General features: G+C 73.4%; 13 protein-coding genes. 9 read left to right on the top strand and 4 right to left on the bottom strand.

Annotation, left to right across the window (positions count from 1 at the left end; translation table 11 throughout):
- Positions 1-8: 8 nt before the first annotated feature.
- Together O7619_RS21230 and O7619_RS21225 are read right to left on the bottom strand one after the other, a co-directional pair.
- The gene (locus O7619_RS21230) at positions 9-1,211 is read right to left on the bottom strand and encodes a cytochrome P450 (RefSeq protein WP_282282978.1); all 1,203 of its coding nucleotides are present in this window, start codon (positions 1,209-1,211) and stop codon (positions 9-11) included.
- A gap of 20 nt (positions 1,212-1,231) precedes the next feature.
- Entirely contained in the window at positions 1,232-2,407 is a 1,176-nt protein-coding gene (locus O7619_RS21225; RefSeq protein ID WP_282282976.1) for a nucleotide disphospho-sugar-binding domain-containing protein, read from the bottom strand.
- Between the two features lie 126 nt (positions 2,408-2,533).
- Here O7619_RS21225 and O7619_RS21220 point away from each other — a divergent pair, with 126 nt between their 5' ends.
- Positions 2,534-3,724, top strand: a complete 1,191-nt coding sequence (locus O7619_RS21220) for a cytochrome P450 (protein WP_282282974.1) — start codon at positions 2,534-2,536, stop codon at positions 3,722-3,724.
- 9 nt (positions 3,725-3,733) lie between these two features.
- Here the strand turns inward: O7619_RS21220 and O7619_RS21215 are convergent, their stop codons facing one another.
- Entirely contained in the window at positions 3,734-4,597 is an 864-nt protein-coding gene (locus tag O7619_RS21215) for a TauD/TfdA family dioxygenase (protein WP_282282972.1), read from the bottom strand.
- A gap of 137 nt (positions 4,598-4,734) precedes the next feature.
- Here O7619_RS21215 and O7619_RS21210 point away from each other — a divergent pair, with 137 nt between their 5' ends.
- The 8 genes from O7619_RS21210 (at position 4,735) to O7619_RS21175 (ending at position 13,596) form a co-directional block, all read left to right on the top strand.
- Positions 4,735-5,745, top strand: coding sequence for a methyltransferase (locus O7619_RS21210; protein WP_282282971.1), 1,011 nt, complete (start codon positions 4,735-4,737; stop codon positions 5,743-5,745).
- A gap of 210 nt (positions 5,746-5,955) precedes the next feature.
- The gene (locus tag O7619_RS21205) at positions 5,956-6,975 is read left to right on the top strand and encodes a polyprenyl synthetase family protein (protein ID WP_282282970.1); all 1,020 of its coding nucleotides are present in this window, start codon (positions 5,956-5,958) and stop codon (positions 6,973-6,975) included.
- Entirely contained in the window at positions 6,972-8,000 is a 1,029-nt protein-coding gene (locus O7619_RS21200; protein ID WP_282282969.1) for a UbiA family prenyltransferase, read from the top strand. The genes O7619_RS21205 and O7619_RS21200 overlap by 4 nt, the downstream gene beginning before the upstream one ends.
- Positions 7,997-9,697, top strand: coding sequence for a prenyltransferase/squalene oxidase repeat-containing protein (locus tag O7619_RS21195; protein ID WP_282282968.1), 1,701 nt, complete (start codon positions 7,997-7,999; stop codon positions 9,695-9,697). Before O7619_RS21200 ends, O7619_RS21195 begins: the two co-directional genes overlap by 4 nt.
- Positions 9,694-10,962 carry an NAD(P)/FAD-dependent oxidoreductase gene (locus O7619_RS21190; RefSeq protein ID WP_282282967.1) on the top strand — a complete coding sequence of 423 codons (1,269 nt, stop codon included), beginning with the start codon at positions 9,694-9,696 and terminating at the stop codon, positions 10,960-10,962. The genes O7619_RS21195 and O7619_RS21190 overlap by 4 nt, the downstream gene beginning before the upstream one ends.
- Before the next feature lie 6 nt (positions 10,963-10,968).
- The gene (locus tag O7619_RS21185; RefSeq protein ID WP_282282966.1) at positions 10,969-11,985 is read left to right on the top strand and encodes an aminotransferase class I/II-fold pyridoxal phosphate-dependent enzyme; all 1,017 of its coding nucleotides are present in this window, start codon (positions 10,969-10,971) and stop codon (positions 11,983-11,985) included.
- 96 nt (positions 11,986-12,081) lie between these two features.
- Positions 12,082-12,645: a dihydrofolate reductase family protein gene (locus O7619_RS21180; RefSeq protein ID WP_282282965.1), complete on the top strand. Its 564-nt coding sequence runs from the start codon at positions 12,082-12,084 to the stop codon at positions 12,643-12,645.
- 36 nt (positions 12,646-12,681) lie between these two features.
- The gene (locus tag O7619_RS21175) at positions 12,682-13,596 is read left to right on the top strand and encodes an AEC family transporter (RefSeq protein ID WP_282282964.1); all 915 of its coding nucleotides are present in this window, start codon (positions 12,682-12,684) and stop codon (positions 13,594-13,596) included.
- 69 nt (positions 13,597-13,665) lie between these two features.
- On the opposite strand, the gene O7619_RS21170 is transcribed toward O7619_RS21175, so the two are convergent.
- A complete protein-coding gene (locus tag O7619_RS21170; RefSeq protein WP_282282963.1) occupies positions 13,666-17,250 on the bottom strand; it encodes a tetratricopeptide repeat protein in 3,585 nt (1,194 codons plus the stop codon).
- Positions 17,251-17,891: the final 641 nt, after the last annotated feature.

Genomic DNA, 17,891 nt, shown 5'->3' with positions numbered 1-17,891 from the left:
TCCGCCGCTCACCTGTCGTCCCAGGTCACCGGCAGCGACTCCAGGCTGCGCACCACCAGGCCGGGCCGGAACCGCAGCTCCGCCTCGTCGACCGCGAGCCGCAGGCCGGGCAGCCGGCGCAGCAGGGCGCCCAGCGCCTCCTGTAACTCCATCCGGGCCAGCGCCGCGCCGAGGCAGTGGTGCGGGCCGGCGCCGAACGCCAGGTGCGGGTTGTGCGCGCGGTCCAGGTCGAGCGTGTCCGCGCCGGGGAACACCGTCGCGTCCCGGTTGGCCGAGGCGATCGCCGGCATCACCGCCGACCCGGCCGGCAGGCGTACGCCGCCCAGCTCCACCTCCTCGGTGGTCACCCGGGGCAGCAGCACGCCGTTGTCGCCGAGCTGGATGAAGCGGGACAGCTCCTCGACCGCGCGGGCGACCGCGGCCGGGTCGTCGCCGCGCAGCCCGGCCAACTGCTCGGGGTGGCGGGCCAGCACGAGCAGGAACAGGTTGAGCTGGTTGGTGGTGGTCTCGTGCCCGCCGACGAAGATGCCGGCGGTGACCGACACCAGCTCCCGTTCGGTGAGGTCGTCGTGCTCGTCCCAGGCGGCGATGAGCGCGCTCATCAGGTCGTCGCCGGGCCGGCGGCGGCGCTCGACGATCATCTCGCGGAAGGCGTCGAGGGCGGCCTGCGGCGCGGCCGGGTCGGCGTCCCAGTCGCCGACGAGCGCGTCGGACCACTCCCGCACCCGCTCCTGGTCCGCCTCCGGGATGCCGAACAACTTGCTGATCACGTAGATCGGCAGCGGCGCGGACAGGTGGGTGATGAGGTCGGCCGGGCGTCCCGCCGCCTCCATCCGGTCGATCATCCCGTCCACGAGCGTGGCCACCGTGGGCCGCAGCTCCTCCACCCGGCGGACCGTGAAGGCGTGCGACACCGCCCGGCGCATCGTGGTGTGCCGGGGCGGGTCCATGCCGATGAGCGAGTCCTCGGCGAGCGAGCCGAGTTCCCGGGTCGGCCGGTTGGGTCCGGCCGCGGCGGCCCGGCTGAACCGGTGGTCGGTGAAGACCCGCCGTACGTCGGCGTGCCGGGTGGCGAGATAGGCCGACGCCCCGTCGGGCAACTCGACGCGGGCCACCGGGCAGGTCTCGCGCAGCCGGGTGTAGTCGGGTGACGGGTGGTAGATGGTGGGAGCCGGAGCGAGCGGGTACGGGACGGGCTGCTGCTGCGTCATCTGCGACTCCTTCGTGGCGGTCAGGTCGGGGTGCGCTCGGCGAGGGCGGCCAGCGCCGGCACCACGTCGGCGGGGCTGGGCAGCGCGGCGATCCGGTCCCGCATCAGCGCCGCCGCGGCCCGCGCGGGCCCGTCGCCGATCAGGTCCGCGACGGCGTCCCGCACCGCGGCGCCTCGGGCGTGCCCGGACGGCAGGCAGGCGCCGGCGCCGGTGACGGTCAGCCGTTCGCCGTTGAAGTGATGGTCGGTCACCTGCGGCAGGATGAGCTGCGGCACGCCGTACGCGAGCGCCGTCATGGTGGTGCCGGCGCCGCCCTGTTGCACGAGCGCGGCGCAGGTCGGCAGCACCAGCCGCAGCGCCAGCGGCGCGTCGGCCAGCCGCACGTTGGCCGGCAGCGGTCCCAGGTCGCGCTGCTGGCGGGGCTCGACCACCACCACGACCTCGACGTCCAGCTCGGCGACGGACCGGAGGACCCGGGCCAGGTCGAGCCGGTCGTGCAGCCCGACGCCGGCCATCATGGTGCCGGCCGTGACGCAGACCCGGGGCCGGTCCGCCGGGCGGCGCAGCCAGGGCGGCACCACGGCCGGCCCGTTGTACGGGACGAAGCGCACCGGCCGGCCCGGGCGGGTCATCGGCACCTGCAGCGGCGGCGGCGCCGGGTCGAGCGTCAGGTCGCCGTTCAGCGCCACGTCGTCGGCGGCGAGGCCGACCCGGGCGGCGAGCGGCCCGATCACCGACTCCTGGTCGAGCCGCAGCGTCACCGAGGAGTCCGGCCCCCACAGGTGCAGCACGCCGGGTACGCCGAGCGCGGCGGCGGCCACCGGGGCGGCCAGGTTGAACGGCTCCCAGACGAGCAGGTCCGGCCGCCAGGCCCGGCCGAAGTCGACGAGGTCGTCGAGGAGGGCGTCGGCGAACCGGACCACGCCGCCGTCGGCGGTGATCTCCGGCTCGACGTGGCCCGGCGGTGCGGCCCGGTCCAGCGGACCCACCGCGCCGATCCGGCCGGCGAACGCCTCGGCGAAGTCGACGTCGGCGCCCAGCGGCACGGCGGCGAGCCCGGCCGCGGTGATCGTGGCGGCCATCGAGGGATGGCTGGCCACCCGCACCTCGTGCCCGGCGGCCTGGAGCGCCCACCCGAGTGGGGCCAGGCCGTAGAAATGCGACCGCCAGCCCCACGTCGACATCAGAATTCGCATGGCCGCAGTCAAATGCCACCAATCCGCACGCGAAACGGCAGTCCTGGACCACAGATGCTAGGCGATCGGAGTCCGTCCGCGGAAGGTCGTCGCCGACGTCAATAGATATTGACGCCGGACTAACGGGTGGTGGAGTCTTACCGGGTGCCGGTCAATTCCGCGCTGCGCCCCTATCCGTTCGCGCCGTTCACCGGCGACCTCCCCGCCGACCTGCTCGACATGGTCGTCACCGACCCGGTCAGTCGGGTGCGGTTGCCCGACGGGCGGCCGGCCTGGCTGGTGCTCAGCTACGAGCACTGCTGCACGGTCCTGGCCGACCCCCGGTTCTCCCGGCTCCCGCCGGGCGCCACCTCGGCGCCGGGCGCCGCCGGCCCCCGGGAGTTGAACATGGACGGTCCGGCGCACGCGGCGGTGCGGCGGGTCGCCGGCCGCGCGTTCACCGCGCGCCGCATCTCCACCTTCCGTCCCCGGGTACGGCGGATCGTGGACGGGCTCGTCGACGCCATGCTCGCCGGTCCGCGCCCGGCCGACGTGGTGGCCGGGCTGGTGGCGCCGCTGCCGGTGTTCGTGGTGTGCGACGTGCTCGGCGTGCCGGCCGTCGACCGGCCCCGGTTCTACGGCTGGATCTCCGGCCTCAACTCGGTCACCGCGTACGGCTCGGACGGCGCGGCGCGGGCGCAGGCGGAGCTGCGGGCCTACCTGGCGGGGCAGGTGGCGCGCAAGCGGACGGAGCCCGGCGACGATCTGCTCTCCGCGTGGGTGCTCGGCCAGGACGCGCACGAACTCGTCGACGCCGAGCTGGTCGAGCTGGCCATGGGCGTGCTGCTCGGCGGGCTGGAGATCAACTCCACGAGCGCCGGCCTGCGCGCGTTGTTCCAGCACCCGGAGCAGTTGGCGAAGCTGCGCGCGGCGCCGGAGAAGCTCGCCTCGGCGACCGACGAGATCCTGCGCTACACGTCGGTGAGCGCCATGTTCCGGGTCCAGGTGGTGCGGGAGGATCTCGTCCTCGGCGGCGTCGCGATGCGGGCCGGCGACTGCGTGATGGCGATCCCGTGGGCCGGCAACCGTGATCCCCGCCAGTTTCCCGAGCCCCACGTCTTCGACATCGACCGGACGCCCACCGTCCCGCACCTGACGTTCGGCTTCGGGCCGCACTTCTGCCTCGGCACGGCGCTGGGCCGGATGCAGGTGGAGCTGTCGCTCGGCGCGCTGCTGGCCCGGATGCCGGGGCTGGCGCCGGCGGTGCCGATCGACGAGATCCCGTGGCGGCACGACCGGATGAACGGCGGCATCGCGTGGTTTCCGGTCACCTGGTGACCGGCGCGTTCAGTAGCTCTCCACCGCGTTGACCCGGTCCGGCCAGTAGCGCTGGCCGGGCGCCGGGATGTGGTGCTCCCACCGGGGCGGGGCGCCGCTCGGGTGGTCGCCGAGCACGGTGATGCGCTGCCCGCGCCGGATGCCGTCGTAGTCGTTCACCGCGTAGTGCTGGGTGACCCGGTTGTCCCACACCGCGACGTCCCCGGCCTGCCAGCGGTATCGGCAGGTGAACTGCGGGCTCTCGGAGAACCCGAACAGGTATTCCAGCAGCGCGTCGCTCTCGTTGCGGGTGAGCTGCGGGATGTGCGAGGTGAACAGGCGGTTGACGTAGAGCGAGCGGCGGCCGGTCTCGGGGTGCACGCGCACCACCGGATGCTCCGCCCGGCTGGTGAACTCGGTGCCGATCCGGATGACGTGGATGGCGGTCAACCCGTCGAGCAGGTCCCGCAGCGGCGCGGAGAGCGCCTCGTAGACCAGGTGCTGGTTGGTCCACATGGTGTCGCCGCCGACCTCCGGCAACTGGATCAGGTGCAGCACCGAGGCGATCGGCGGGCTCTGGTGGAACGTCATGTCGGTGTGCCACACGTCGACCTTCCCGCCGTCCTCCGAGTCGATCAGCACGATCTCCGGGTGCCCGTCGAGGCGGGGCAGGTAGGGGTGCAGCTCCACCTCGCCGAAACGGCGGCCGAACGCGACGTGCGCCTCCGGCGTCAGCCCGGCCTGGCCGGCGAGGAAGACCACGTGGTGCTTCAGCAGGAGGTCGTGGACGCGCGCGAAACCCTCGTCGGTGAGCGTGTTCAGGTCGAGGCCGCGCACCTGCACGCCGAGCGCGCCGGTCACGGGCCGGACGTCGAGGGCAAGGGAAGTGGTCATCGATGGTCCTCCGGTCTGCGCGCGACGGCCCGTCCGCGCATTCTTCCACGCTGGTGAATGTCCTCACCACCGTCGCCGTTGACGCGCCGGCCGCGAACTTGGGATCATTCGGGGCCGGTGAACGGGGAGGGGAACTGGTGGCGATCGACGGTGACGCGGCGGCGCGGCTCGACCGGCTCAGCGATCTGGCGACCCCGTTCGCGGTGCGCACGGCGGTGACGTTGCGGGTGCCGGACCGGATCGCGGCCGGTGTCACCGGCCTGACCGAGCTGGCCGCGGCGTGCGACGCCGACCCGGCCGCGCTGGGCCGCCTGCTGCGCTACCTGACCCACCGGGGCGTGTTCGCCGAGGTGTCGCCGGACGTCTTCGCGCTCACCGACGTCGGCGCGCTGCTGTGCGACCGGGACGGCGGCGGGCACGGCGCCGACCTGGACCTCGGTGGTCTCGGCGCCCGGATGGACCTGGCCTGGGCCGGGCTGCCGCACGCGATCCGCACCGGCGGCCCCGGCTACGCGGCGGTCCACGGGCGCGACTTCTGGGCCGACCTCGACGCGCACCCGGAGCACCGCGCCTACTTCGACGCGGTCATGCTCAGCCAGCAGCGCATCACCGCGCCGGAGGTGGCGACGTGCTATCCCTGGCCCGAGGTGACGCACGTGGTCGACGTCGCCGGCGGTTCCGGCGGGCTGCTGCGGGAGCTGCTGTGCGCGCACCCGCACCTGCGCGGCACGCTGGTGGACCGCGACGAGCCGGTGGCGACCGCCACGGCGACGTTCGCCGAGCACGGTCTCACCGGCCGGGTCGACGCCGTGGTCGGTGACTTCTTCGCCGCGCTGCCGACCGGCGGCGACGTGTACGTGGTGTCCCGCGCGCTCACCGACTGGAGCGACGCCCACGCGACGGCGATCCTGCGCCGCTGTGCCGAGGCGGCCGGTGACACCGGCCGGGTGCTCGTCATCGAGGTGCTCCCCACCGTGCCGCACGTGCCGCACCTGTCCCCGTACGACCTGCGGATGCTGGTGCTCGTCGGCGGCCGGGAGCGCGGGGTGGCCGAGCACGCCGCGCTGGCCGCCGCCGCGGGCCTGGCGCCCCGGCGGACCTTCCACGGCTCCGGCGGCCTCACGCTGATGGAGTTCGCCGCGGCCTGAGCCGCACCGCGACGGGGCGTCCCATACCCACCGGTGCGCGCGGCCATTGACGCATTTGGCGGCGCATCGGCCAATTTGGCGAAGATTATCGTCATCGCATTCACCAGCGCCGACGGATAGGCGTATTTATCGATGGTTGTTCACCGGAGTTCCGGCCGGTAACGTCTCGCGTGGCGACTAGCCGAGCCTTCGTGAAAGGGTCGACGCGTCATGACCGTTGCTGGATTCACGCGATATCCACCCTTCATCGACGACCTCGCCCGAAGCGAATCAGGGCGACTGCTCCACGCCGAACTCGGCCGCCGCTGGCCGGAGACGACCGACCAACTCGTCACCATCGCCCGGTACGCGCTGCTGCCGCCGGGCAAGCTGCTGCGCCCGATGATGACGCTGCACGCGGCGGAGGCGGTGGGCGGATCACCCCGGGACGTGCTCGCCGCCGCGCTCGGCACCGAATACCTCCACGTCGCGACGCTCGTGCACGACGACATCATCGACGCCGACACGATGCGCCGTGGCCGACCGGCCGTCCCGGTGGCGTTCGGCATCCCGAACGCCATCGTCGCCGGCGACCACCTCATCTTCTCCTCGTTCCGGGCCATCGTGGACGGTGGTGGCGCGGTCCCGCCCGGCCAGGTCGTCGCCGCGCTCACCGCGCTGGCCGAGGCGGGGCAGGACCTGTGCCGGGGGCAGGCGATCGAGGCGCAGCTCGTCGGTGACCTGGATGCGGGCGCCCGCTGGTATCCGGAGATGATCCGCCTGAAGACCGGCTCGTTGTTCCGCGCGGTGTGCCACATCGGCGCCCTCCTCGGCGGCGCGGAACCCGCCGTGGCGTCCGCGCTCGCCCGCTACGGCGAGCACCTCGGCGTCGCGTTCCAGATCCGCGACGACCTGCTGTCCTACGTGGCCACCCCGGAGCAGACCGGCAAGCCGGCGACCAGCGACCTCAACAACGGCCGGCCGACGCTGCCGCTGCTGCTGGCGTACGACGCGGCCACCGACACGGCCCGGGTCGAGCTGATGGCGGTGCTGCACCGGCGCGGCGCCGGCCCCGGCGACGTCGAGTGGGTCACCGAGCTGCTGCGCGAGGTCGACGCGGTGGCGCGGGCCCGCCGGCGGATGGTGGAGCACGCCGAACGCGCCCGCGCCGAACTGGCCGTGCTCGCGCCGTCGGCGAGCGCGGACGTGCTCGCCGGCATCGCGGCCTGGATGACGAGCGAGACGCCGTGAGCGTCGCCCGGGCACTGCGGGCGCACGTCGAGACCTGGCGGCCCTACACGCTCTGGTACGTCGGGCTGGTCGGCCTCGGCGGCGCGGCCGTGGCCGCCGGCCCGCACCACCCGTGGCGGCTGCTGTCGGCCTGGGCCGCGCCCACCGCCGGCTGGCTCGGCGGCCACTACCTCGGTGACTGGTTCGACCGCGAGCTGGACGCCGGCAGCAAACCGCACCGGCCGATCCCGTCGAGCCGGCTGGGCGCGCGGACGGCACTGGCGTGCGGCTGCGCCTGCTTCGCCGTCCTCGCGGCGCTGGCCCTGGCGGGCGGCTGGGGCACCACGGCGGCGGCGTTGCTGGCCGGGTGCGGGATCGTCGCGTACAGCCGCTGGCTCAAGGCGCGCGGGATCGCCGGCAACCTGGTCCGGGGCGCGCTCGGCGCGGTCGCGCTCCTCTACGGCGCGCTCGCCGTCGGCCTGCCGGCCGACCCGTTCCCGGCATGGGCGGTCCTGCTGGCGCTGATCGTCGCGTTCTGGTCGCACGACGCGATGTCCAACCTGGTCGGGGCGCTGCGTGACATCGACGGCGACCGCGCGGGCGGCTACGAGACGCTGCCGGTGCGCCGGGGCGTACCGTTCGCGGTCCGGACCGTGGTGGCGTTGCACGCCGTCACCATCGGCGCGGCGCTCGCCGCCGGCCTGCTGGCCGACCGCGACGCGCGACCCGCCTACCTGGCCACGCTGCTCGTCGTCGTGGTCGTGGGCGTCGCCGCGTGGATGCCGCTGGTGGCCCGCGGCGCGGGGATGCCCGTCCTGGTGGCGCTGCGCGCCCACTCCGTCCTGGTCGTCGAACGGGTCCTGCTGGCCTCGGCCGTGGTCGGCCTCGGCCTCGGCGTCGCCGTGCAGCTCCTGCTGGCGCTGCCGATGCTCGCGTTCACCTGGTGGGCGCAGCGCGGGATGCGCGTCCGGCACGAACTCGGTCCGCCGACCGCCGGCCTGGCCCTGGCCGCCCACCGTCGAGTGCCCCTGGAGGACGCGACATGACCGAGGTGACCGCCGAGGCCGTCGGGACGGCGATCGCCGCCGGCGCCGAAGCGCTGCTGCGCCGGCAACGCCCCGACGGCGTCTTCGGCGACGACCCGCCGGCGTCGGTGCTGGGCACCGCGGGCGCGGTGGCCGCGCTGCACGCCGCCGACCCGACCGGCAGCGCCGACCTCGTCGACGCCGGCGCCGCGTGGCTGCGCCGGCAGCAGCACGACGACGGCGGCTGGGGCGGCGTGGTCGGCGCGGACAGCGAGGTGGTGCCCACCGCCGTGGCGGTCGCGGCGCTCGCGCTCGGCGCGCCGGCGGCGAGCGTCGAGGCGATCGCCGCCGGCCGGGCCCGGCTGGCCGCCCTCGGCGGCGTCGACGCCGTCACCGACCGGGCCATCTCGCTGCTCTGCCGCCAACTGCTCACCATGGCCGGGATGACCGCCGAGGCCGGCCCGCTGCGCCGGCTGCCGCTGGAGATCGTCCTGTTCGACCGGATCCGCCGCCGGCGGCTGTCGTTCCGCACCGCGCCCTTCGTCGGCCTCGCCCTGATGCAGGCGGACCTGCTGCCCGCCGGCCGGCTGCGCCGCGCCACGCTGCGCCGGGCCCGGCCGGTGGCGGTCGGCCTGCTGCGCTCCATCTTCGACCACGAGGGCCGCACCGGCGCGCTGAGCGAGGACCCGTGGCCGGCCGCCCTGGTGCTGCTGGGCCTGGCCCGCAGCGGCGAGGCGCCGGACATCGCGCGGGCCGTCGTCGGCTGGCTGCGCCGGGCGGTCCGCCCCGACGGCGCCTGGGACGCGGTGGCGAACCTGGACCTGACCCGCTCCGGCTACGCGGTGACCGGGCTGGTCGCCGCCGGGTACGCCGCCGACCCGCGGCTGCGCGCCACCCGCGACGTCTTCCACGCCACCCAGAAGCCGACCGCGTTCGACGTGCTGGACGTGCCGCCGGGCGGGTGGAGCTACTCCAACGTGGGCGGCTGGCCGGTGACGCTGGAGTCGGCCGAGATCCTGTCCGCGCTCGCCGGCTATCCCGACGCCGACACCGACCCGGTCCTGCGTAGCGGCCTGGCCTGGCTGGTCGACCGGCAGGACAGCCGCGGCTCGTGGAGCCTGTGGGTACGCGACACCCAGCTCGCCAACGACGGTCCCTGCCCGGCCATCACCAGCCAGGCGGTCCTCGCGCTGCACGACGCCGGGCACCCGGACGACCACCCGGCGATCGCGCGCGCCGCGGCCTGGCTGTTGACCCGGGCGGCGCCGGACGGCACGTTCGAGAACCTCTGGTACCGCGACCACACCTCCGGCACGGCGGTGGTGGTGGGCGCGTTGTCGCGTGTCGGCCACGCCCGGCACGAGGTGGTCCGCCGGGCGGTCCGCTGGCTGTGCGACACCCAACTCCCGGACGGCTCGTGGGGGCCGGGCGACGGCACGCCCGGCACGGTCGAGGAGACCGCCTGGGCCGTCCAGGGCCTGCTCGCCACCGGCGATCCCGAGGTGGCCGCCGCGGCGGGCCGGGGCGTCGCCTGGCTGGTGTCGGCCGCCGGGCCGGACGGCGGGTGGCCGGCGGCGCGGGTGTGCAACTACATCCGCCACCACATGCGCTACCCGAACGCGGTGATCACCCAGGCGCTCGCGCTGCGGGCGCTCGGCGATCACCGCCGGGCCACCGCCGGGCGGCCGGACGTCGCGCCCGGTGCGGTCGCCCGATGAGCGCCGACGTCGTGGTGGTGGGCGCCGGCGCCGGTGGGCTGGCCAGCGCCCGCGCGCTCGGCGCGCTCGGCCTGCGGGTGGTCGTGCTCGACCGGCAGCGCACCCCGGCGGCCATCGCCAAGGGTGAGATCCTCCAGCCGGAGACCGTCCGCATCCTCGACTCCTGGGGCGCGCTCGACCCGCTGCGGGCCACCGGCGCCCGCCCCGTCGGGCGGCTGGCCATCCGCGACCCGTACGGCGAGCCGTTGCTCTGCCTCGACTACACCGGCCTGCCCGGCGCGTATCGGGAGATCCTCTGCGCCGACTACGGCGACCTGCGCGGCGTGCTCGCCGACGGGCTGCCCGCCACGGTGGACCTGCGGTGGGGTCGGCGGGTCACCGGCCTGCGGCGCGACGACGCCGGCCGGGTCACCGGCGTCCGGGTCTCCGGCGGCGGGACCGACGAGGAGATCCCGGCGGCGCTCGTGGTGGCCGCCGACGGCATGTCCTCGCCGCTGCGCCGGGCCGTCGGCATCGCGGCGCGGCGCAGCGAGTACCCGCACGGCCTGGTCGCCTTCGACGTGGCCGGCGCCGAGGTGCCCGACGAGGTAACCGCCTACCGGACCGGCCGCGGCCTCTGCCTGGTCTATCCGCTGCCGGGCGGCCGGTGCCGCCTCTACGTCCAGGTGACCCCGGACGAGTTCCGGGGCCGCGCCGACCTGGGCGGCTGGTGCGACCGGCTGCTCGCCGACGTGCCGGCGGTCCGCCCGCTGGCGCCGGCGATCCGGGCGAGCCTGCACCGCCGGCAGCTCCTCGCCGTCTACCGGCTGCGCACCGCGCGTCTGACCGTGCCCGGCCTCGCGCTCCTCGGCGAGGCGGCGCACGCGGTGCACCCGATGGCGGCGCAGGGCGTCAACAGCTCCCTCGGTGACGCCGAGACGCTCGCCGCCGGCCTCGCCGCCGAGGGCGGCACGCCGGAACCGGCGGCGGTGGACCGGGCGCTGCGGGCGTACGAGGCCGCCCGCCGGCCCCGCCTCGACCACGTGGCGACCGTCAGCCACAACGCCTCCCGCATGATCACCAGTGTGTCCGGGCTGCCGAAGCTGCTCGGCGCGCGGATGATGCGCCGCACCGCCGCCAACCCCCGGCTGCTCGGGCTCACCGCCGGCAACCTCTCCGGCACGGACCTGCGACCGCTCTCCCTCGTCGACCGGCTCCACCAGCTCGGCGTGCTCACCGACCGGCACGCACACACCCGTTCCGCACCGGCGCCGTCGGAGAAGTGAGCCACCATGACACCTGCCACCACCATCGCCCCGGTCGACCTGTCGATGAACGAGACGCCGTACCCGCCGCTGCCCGGCGTCCGGCGGATCGTCACCGACGGCGCCGCCGCCCTCCAGCGGTATCCGGACCGCACCGCCGCCGCGCTGGTGGCCGCGCTGTCGGCACGCCTGGAGGTGGGGCCGGAGGCGATCCTGGTCGGCCCCGGCTCGGCCGGGCTGTGCCAGCACCTCGTGCAGTCCCTCGGCCCCCGGCCGGAGGTCGTGCACGCGGCCCTGTCGTTCGAGGGCTACCCGCTGATCATCCGCAACGCGGGCGCCCGCGCGGTGCCGGTGCCGCTCGACGGGTACGACCACGACCTGCCCGCGATGGCGGACGCGGTCACCGAGCGGACCCGGTGCGTGCTGCTGTGCCACCCCAACAACCCGACCGGGGCGGCGCTGCGCCGGGACCGGGTGGAGGCGTTCCTCGACCGGATCCCGGCCGACGTGCCGGTGATCGTGGACGAGGCGTACCGGGAGTTCGTCAGCGACCCGGCCGCGCCGGACGGGATGGAGCTGTACCGGGCGTACGACAACGTCTGCGTGCTGCGCACCTTCTCCAAGGCGTACGGGCTGGCCGCGCTGCGGATCGGCTACGCCGTGCTGCCGCCCCGGCTGGTCCCGGCCGCCGCGATGACCGGCGCGGTGTTCTTCCCCAACGCGCTCGCCCAGGCGGCGGCCGTGGCCAGCCTGACGCCGGAGGTCGAGTCGGAGCTGACCCGGCGGTGCGCGGACCTGGTGACGGCGCGGACCCGCCTGACCGACGCGCTGCGCGACCTCGGGCTCACCGTGGCGCCCAGCGAGGCGAACTTCCTGTGGCTGCCGCTGGGGGAGCGGGCCGTGCCCTTCGCCGACCGGGCCCGGTCGGCCGGGATCCTGGTGATGGCGCTGCCCGGGGCCGGGGTGCGGATCACCGTCGGCTCGGACGAGGCGAACGACCGGCTCCGCGCGTTCGTCCGGGAGCTGCTCGCCGAGGGCTTCTAGAACTTTTTCCCGCCGTGCCGTCGAATCCGGGCCGGGTCGTTCGTAGAACGGGCGAGAGGATCCCCACGGGTCCCACGCGCACCGGAAGGCAGAGGCATGGCGAAGCTGATCTACGTGACGAACGTGTCGATCGACGGCTACATCGAGGACGAGAAGGGGGTCTTCGCCTGGCTCCCGCCCGACGACGAGGTCTTCACGTTCACCACCGACCTCCTGCGGTCCGTGGGCACCTTCCTCTACGGGCGGCGCCTGTACGAGTCGATGGCCGTCTGGGAGACCGACGCCGCGCTGGCCGCGCAATCCGACCTGATGGCCGAATTCGCGAACGTCTGGCAGGCGGCGGACAAGATCGTCTACTCGACGACCCTCACCACGGCGGCCACGGCCCGCACCAGCGTGGAACGCCGGTTCGACCCCGCCGCCGTACGCCGGCTGAAGGCCACGGCCGGCAGCGACATCACCATCGGCGGCGCCGACCTGGCGGCGCAGGCCATCCGCGCCGGACTTGTCGACGAGTGCCAGTTGATCGTCTGGCCCACGACCGTCGGCGGCGGCAAGCCGGGGCTGCCCACCGGCGTACGCACCGACTACGAGTTCCTCGACCAGCGCCGGTTCGGAAACGGCGTCGTCCTCCTCCGTTACCGCCCGCTCGCCCTCTGACCGGGGCCACCACGCCCGTCCGCCGGTGACGCCCGGATGAGCCTGGTGTCGGCGTTCGTACCGATCTGGATCCTCACCGCGGTCGGCTACACGGCCTGTCGCCGGGGGCTGCTGGGCGCGGCGGCGGCGTCGGTGCTCGGCCGGTTCGTGTTCCACCTCGCGATGCCGGCCGCCCTGTTCCTGGCCCTGTCCCGGGCGCCGCTGGCCGGGTTCGCCGGCCGCTCGCTGCTCGCCTTCGCGGTGAGCACGGTCGCGGTCGTCGGGTTCGGCTGGGCCGGCGCGAGCCGGCTGTTCGGTCGCGGACCCGGCGAACGGCCGATCTGGGGCATGGCCGCCGGATACGTGAACTCGGCGAACCTCGGCATCCCCATCGCCACCCAGATCATCGGCGACGTGTCGTTCCTGGCGGAGGTGGTGCTGTTGCAGGTGCTTGTGGTGACGCCGGTGATCCTGGTCGCCCTGGACCGCCACCGCGACCCGGCCGCGCGAGCCCGGGTCCGCCGGATCGCCTCCCTGCCGGTACGCAACCCGGTGATCCTGGCGTCGCTGCTCGGTGTCGCGTGCTCGGCCGCCGGCCTGCGTCCGCCGGCCGCCGTCGGCGCGTCGCTCACCCTGCTGTCCGGCGCCGCGGTGCCGGCCGCCCTGGTCGCGCTCGGCGCGTCACTGCACCGCACGGCGCCGTCGCGGGCCGCGCCGGTCGAGCTGGCCGTGATCACCGCGCTGAAGCTCGTCGCGCAGCCGGTCATCGCGTACGCGACCGGGCTGGCCCTGCACCTGTCCGCGCCGCAGGTGCTCGCCGTGGTGGTGTGTGCGGGCCTGCCGACCGCGCAGAACACGTTCGTCTACAGCCAGGAGTACGGCGTCGGCGAGGCGGTGGTCAACCGGGCGGTGGCGGTGACCACGACGCTGTCGCTCGCCACCCTGGCCGCGGTGGCGGCGCTGCTCGGGTAGGACTCCCCAGCGACGCGCGACTCGCGGCATGTCCGATCTGGGGCACGGAGCGCGTGTGGATGTGACCGGTCAAGGGTTCCCAGTTGGGCGGTGTCGGACCGCTGCCTCGTCGGCGTGGGATGACCTGGGTGGTGTCAATTTGGGGTGCTGGCTGACGGCGCTGTTTCGTAGGTCGGCCAAGGTGGCTACCGCCGCGTCTCGGCGTGCCGCGAACGCCTCCGGTTCGGTGGCGGCGAGTTCCTGGAAGTAGCGCACCCCTTCGGCAACCGCATCGAGAATCTGATCCGACGTCTCTCCGAGAATGCGCGCCACGTGTCCGACGGTCCACAGGGAGGTGGCGAGGTTGGGTAGGTAGGCGTCGCGGTTGGTGTCGGTCAGTTCCCGGTAGAGATCGACGGCTTTCTGGGTGGCTTCCAGCGCCTCGGTGCGGCGTCCTGCCTCTGCTAGCCGAATCGCGTGGTTGTTCATCGCTCCGGCGAGGTTGGGTAGGTAGGCGTTGCGGTTGGTGTGGGTCAGTTCCCGGCGCAGGTCGACGGCTTCTTGGCTGGCGGCTAGCGCCTCGGCCCGGCGTCCTGTCTCCGCCAATTGAACAGCGTGGTTGTTCATGGACGTGGCGAGGTCGGGTAGGTAAGCGTTGCGGTTGGTGTGGGTCAGTTCCCGGCGCAGGTCGACGGCTTCCTGGCTGGCGGCTAGTGCCTCGACGCGCCGGCCTGTTTCCGCTAATCGAATCGCGTGGTTGTTCATCGCTCCGGCGAGGTTGGGTAGGTAGGCGTCGCGGTTGGTGTCGGTCAGTTCCCGGTAGAGGTCGACGGCTTCCTGGCTGGCGGCTAGCGCCTCCGCCTGGCGTCCTGTCTCCGCCAATTGAACAGCGTGGTTGTTCATGGACGTGGCGAGGTTGGGTAGGTAGGCGTCGCGGTTGGTGTCGGTCAGTTCCCGGTAGAGGTCGACGGCTTCCTGGCTGGCTTCCAACGCTTCCGCCCGGCGTCCTGTCTCCGCCAATTGAACAGCGTGGTTGTTCATGGACGTGGCGAGGTCGGGTAGGTAGGCGTTGCGGTTGGTGTTGGTCAGTTCCCGGCGCAGGTCGACGGCTTCTTGGCTGGCGGCTAGCGCCTCGGCCAGGCGTCCTGTCTCCGCCAATTGAACAGCGTGGTTGTTCATGGACGTGGCGAGGTTGGGTAGGTAGGCGTCGCGGTTGGTGTCGGTCAGTTCCCGGTAGAGGTCGACGGCTTCCTGGCTGGCTTCCAGCGCCTCGGTGCGGCGTCCTGCCTCTGCTAGCCGAATCGCGTGGTTGTTCATCGCTCCGGCGAGGTTGGGTAGGTAGGCGTTGCGGTTGGTGTGGGTCAGTTCCCGGCGCAGGTCGACGGCTTCTTGGCTGGCGGCTAGCGCCTCGGCCAGGCGTCCTGTCTCCGCCAATTGAACAGCGTGGTTGTTCATGGACGTGGCGAGGTCGGGTAGGTAAGCGTTGCGGTTGGTGTGGGTCAGTTCCCGGCGCAGGTCGACGGCTTCCTGGCTGGCGGCTAGTGCCTCGACGCGCCGGCCTGTTTCCGCTAATCGAATCGCGTGGTTGTTCATCGCTCCGGCGAGGTTGGGTAGGTAGGCGTCGCGGTTGGTGTCGGTCAGTTCCCGGTAGAGGTCGACGGCTTCCTGGCTGGCGGCTAGCGCCTCGGCCCGGCGTCCTGTCTCGGCCAATCCCACAGCATGGTTGTTCACCGCCCCGGCGAGGTCGGGTAGATAGGCGTCGCGGTTGGTGTCGGCCAGTTCCCGGTAGAGGTCGACGGCTTCCTGGCTGGCTTCCAGCGCCTCGGTGCGGCGTCCTGCCTCTGCTAGCCGAATCGCGTGGTTGTTCACCGCCCCGGCGAGGTTGGGTAGGTAGGCGTCGCGGTTGGTGTCGGTCAGTTCCCGGTAGAGGTCGACGGCTTCCTGGCTGGCTTCCAACGCTTCCGCCCGGCGTCCTGTCTCCGCCAATTGAACAGCGTGGTTGTTCACGGACGTGGCGAGGTTGGGTAGGTAGGCGTTGCGGTTGGTGTCGGTGAGTTCCCGGCGCAGGTCGACGGCTTCTTGGCTGGCGGCGAGCGCCTCGGCCCGGCGTCCTGTCTCCGCCAATTGAACAGCGTGGTTGTTCACGGACGTGGCGAGGTCGGGTAGGTAGGCGTCGCGACTGTCGTTGGTCAGTTCCCGGTAGAGGTCGACGGCTTCCTGGCTGGCTTCCAACGCTTCCGCCCGCCGCCCTGTCTCCGCCAACCGAATCGCGTGGTTGCTTATGGACGTGGCGAGGTTGGGTAGGTAGGCGTCGCGATTGTCGTTGGTCAGTTCCCGGTAGAGGTCGACGGCTTCCTGGCTGGCTTCCAACGCTTCCGTCCGCCGCCCTGCCTCCGCCAGCCGGATAGCGTGCACGGTCAGTAGGGATGCGCGGCCGTCCGACTCGGTCTCCACTGTCGGGGCGGTCAGGGCGTGGGTGGTCAATGCGACCGCGATCTGGCCGAACTCGATCGAGGGGTACGGCACCCGCCGCGCTGTCCGCTGGACCCAGTCGGGATCGAGTTCAGCCGTGACGAGCAGGGCCGCGACCCGCGACGCGAGCATTCCGGGAAACTGAAGGCCGACCTGGAGCACGGCCTCCGTCATCACCGGCAGATCCGCCGTCAGCGCCACGTCGATCATCTCCGCAGCATCGGACTGGTGGCTACGCGCGCGGCTCAGCACCGTCAACGCCTGCACCGCCTGACCGGGAGCCAACCCTCGCAGGATCCTGCTGCGCTCGGCCGGCGTGCTTTCGGACAGGACCGCGACCGCGAGGTTCTCGGCGAGCAGGTCAGGCTGCAACGTCCCCAGCCCACCGCCCGTCCCCACCGCCGGATACAGACCGTTCAACCAGTCCACGTAACCGCTGACCACCTCCGGCTGCGCCCCGCCCAGGCCCGGCACCCGGCGGACCAACTCCACGGCCTGCTCACGGTTGTCCGCACCCAGCAGCGCCGCCACGGCGACCAACCGCCGCAACACGGCGTCGGCATTCGGCTCACCCGCACCTGGTAGACCGTCGCGACGGGCCCGGTGCCGCCAGTACCGGGCCTCATGGCCCAGCACCTCGGCCAGCACGTCGTACCGGTCATCACCACGCGGCCCGCCCAACACCGCCAACAGCGCCTGCGCATGCAACCGCAACACCGGGACGTCAGGACCCAGCCCAGCCGCTGGAACATCACCCGGAGGCCGGCGACGCAGCCGGACGGCGAACGCCACCATCGCCTCGGCCACGATCTGCTGCGGGGTGTGGTCCTCAATGCGAGCCGGCACCTCTATGACGTTCACCGGCAGAGTCAACGCGTCCACCAGATGCGCCTGTGACGGATACGCCGCCGACAGCGACGACCACCACAACCCGGCCGACCGGGCCAGCAACAACACCCGCACACCACCGGCCCGCTGCGCGACGCACAACAGGTGCGCCAACGCCTGCGGCTCACGGGTCTCGGCATAGTCCACCGTCAGCAGCAACCGGCCCGGCCGGTCACCCGTCTCAAGCTGCCCGGTGACCGTCGCCTCCCCACCGGGAGCCACGGGCCAGCACTCCCAGCCCGTCAACCGGCCGGCGAAGTGTCGCCCCAACCGGGTCTTGCCCACCCCGCCCGCACCCACCAACAGCCGCACCACGCTCGCGTGCGGATCCGCGCACCACCTGTCCAACGCCGCCAGCAGCCACCCACGACCGACGAAACCGACCACCGCCGCCTGCGGACGCAGAAGCCACACCACCGATTCCGGCAGCTCCGCCACCAACGCCCCCGCGACCGCCTGATCCCGCCGCTCACGCCGTTGCCCCGCGACCCGCACCCACTCCAGGACCGACGGCGCGAACGCTCCCACCACCGCCGCCGCTACGCCCGCGACCACCGTCCAGAGGGGCTTGTCGTCCGTGACCAACGCCCACACCGCCGCCGCAGCGACCGCAGCGGGAACCAGCACCACCCACCAGTAGCGCCCGACCCACCTCAACCCAGCCCGAAGCACACCAGCACGATACTCAAGGTGATCAGGCCAACACACAGTCGATCGTCCCAGAATGGCATCCGCTCATCGGCATGACAGTGCCTTGTCGGCGACATGCTTGCCACGCCGACGGCGGTGCGGTCCGCTCAGTCAGGGCTGAGCCTGGGGTTCGCGGAGTTGCCCACGCCCTGCGGCTCGCCGCCGTCAGGTGGCGAGGTGGCCGATCACGGTCCGGAGCCGGGCGAGGTGCGAGGACATGGCCATCAGGGCACGGTAGCCGCCGCCACTCGTGTTGCCGGGGCGCT

The sequence above is a fragment of the Micromonospora sp. WMMD998 genome (assembly GCF_029581235.1).
Lineage (GTDB): Bacteria > Actinomycetota > Actinomycetes > Mycobacteriales > Micromonosporaceae > Micromonospora.
This window is presented reverse-complemented; position numbering and strand designations above follow the sequence as displayed.

Bases quoted from the DNA above. Each gene is read 5' to 3' on its own strand.
- O7619_RS21230 (WP_282282978.1), bottom strand. From the start codon at position 1,211: ATGACGCAGCAGCAGCCCGTCCCGTACCCGCTCGCTCCGGCTCCCACC.
- O7619_RS21225 (WP_282282976.1), bottom strand. From the start codon at position 2,407: ATGCGAATTCTGATGTCGACGTGGGGCTGGCGGTCGCATTTCTACGGC.
- O7619_RS21215 (WP_282282972.1), bottom strand. From the start codon at position 4,597: ATGACCACTTCCCTTGCCCTCGACGTCCGGCCCGTGACCGGCGCGCTC.
- O7619_RS21205 (WP_282282970.1), top strand. From the start codon at position 5,956: ATGACCGTTGCTGGATTCACGCGATATCCACCCTTCATCGACGACCTC.
- O7619_RS21195 (WP_282282968.1), top strand. From the start codon at position 7,997: ATGACCGAGGTGACCGCCGAGGCCGTCGGGACGGCGATCGCCGCCGGC.
- O7619_RS21190 (WP_282282967.1), top strand. From the start codon at position 9,694: ATGAGCGCCGACGTCGTGGTGGTGGGCGCCGGCGCCGGTGGGCTGGCC.
- O7619_RS21185 (WP_282282966.1), top strand. From the start codon at position 10,969: ATGACACCTGCCACCACCATCGCCCCGGTCGACCTGTCGATGAACGAG.
- O7619_RS21180 (WP_282282965.1), top strand. From the start codon at position 12,082: ATGGCGAAGCTGATCTACGTGACGAACGTGTCGATCGACGGCTACATC.
- O7619_RS21175 (WP_282282964.1), top strand. From the start codon at position 12,682: ATGAGCCTGGTGTCGGCGTTCGTACCGATCTGGATCCTCACCGCGGTC.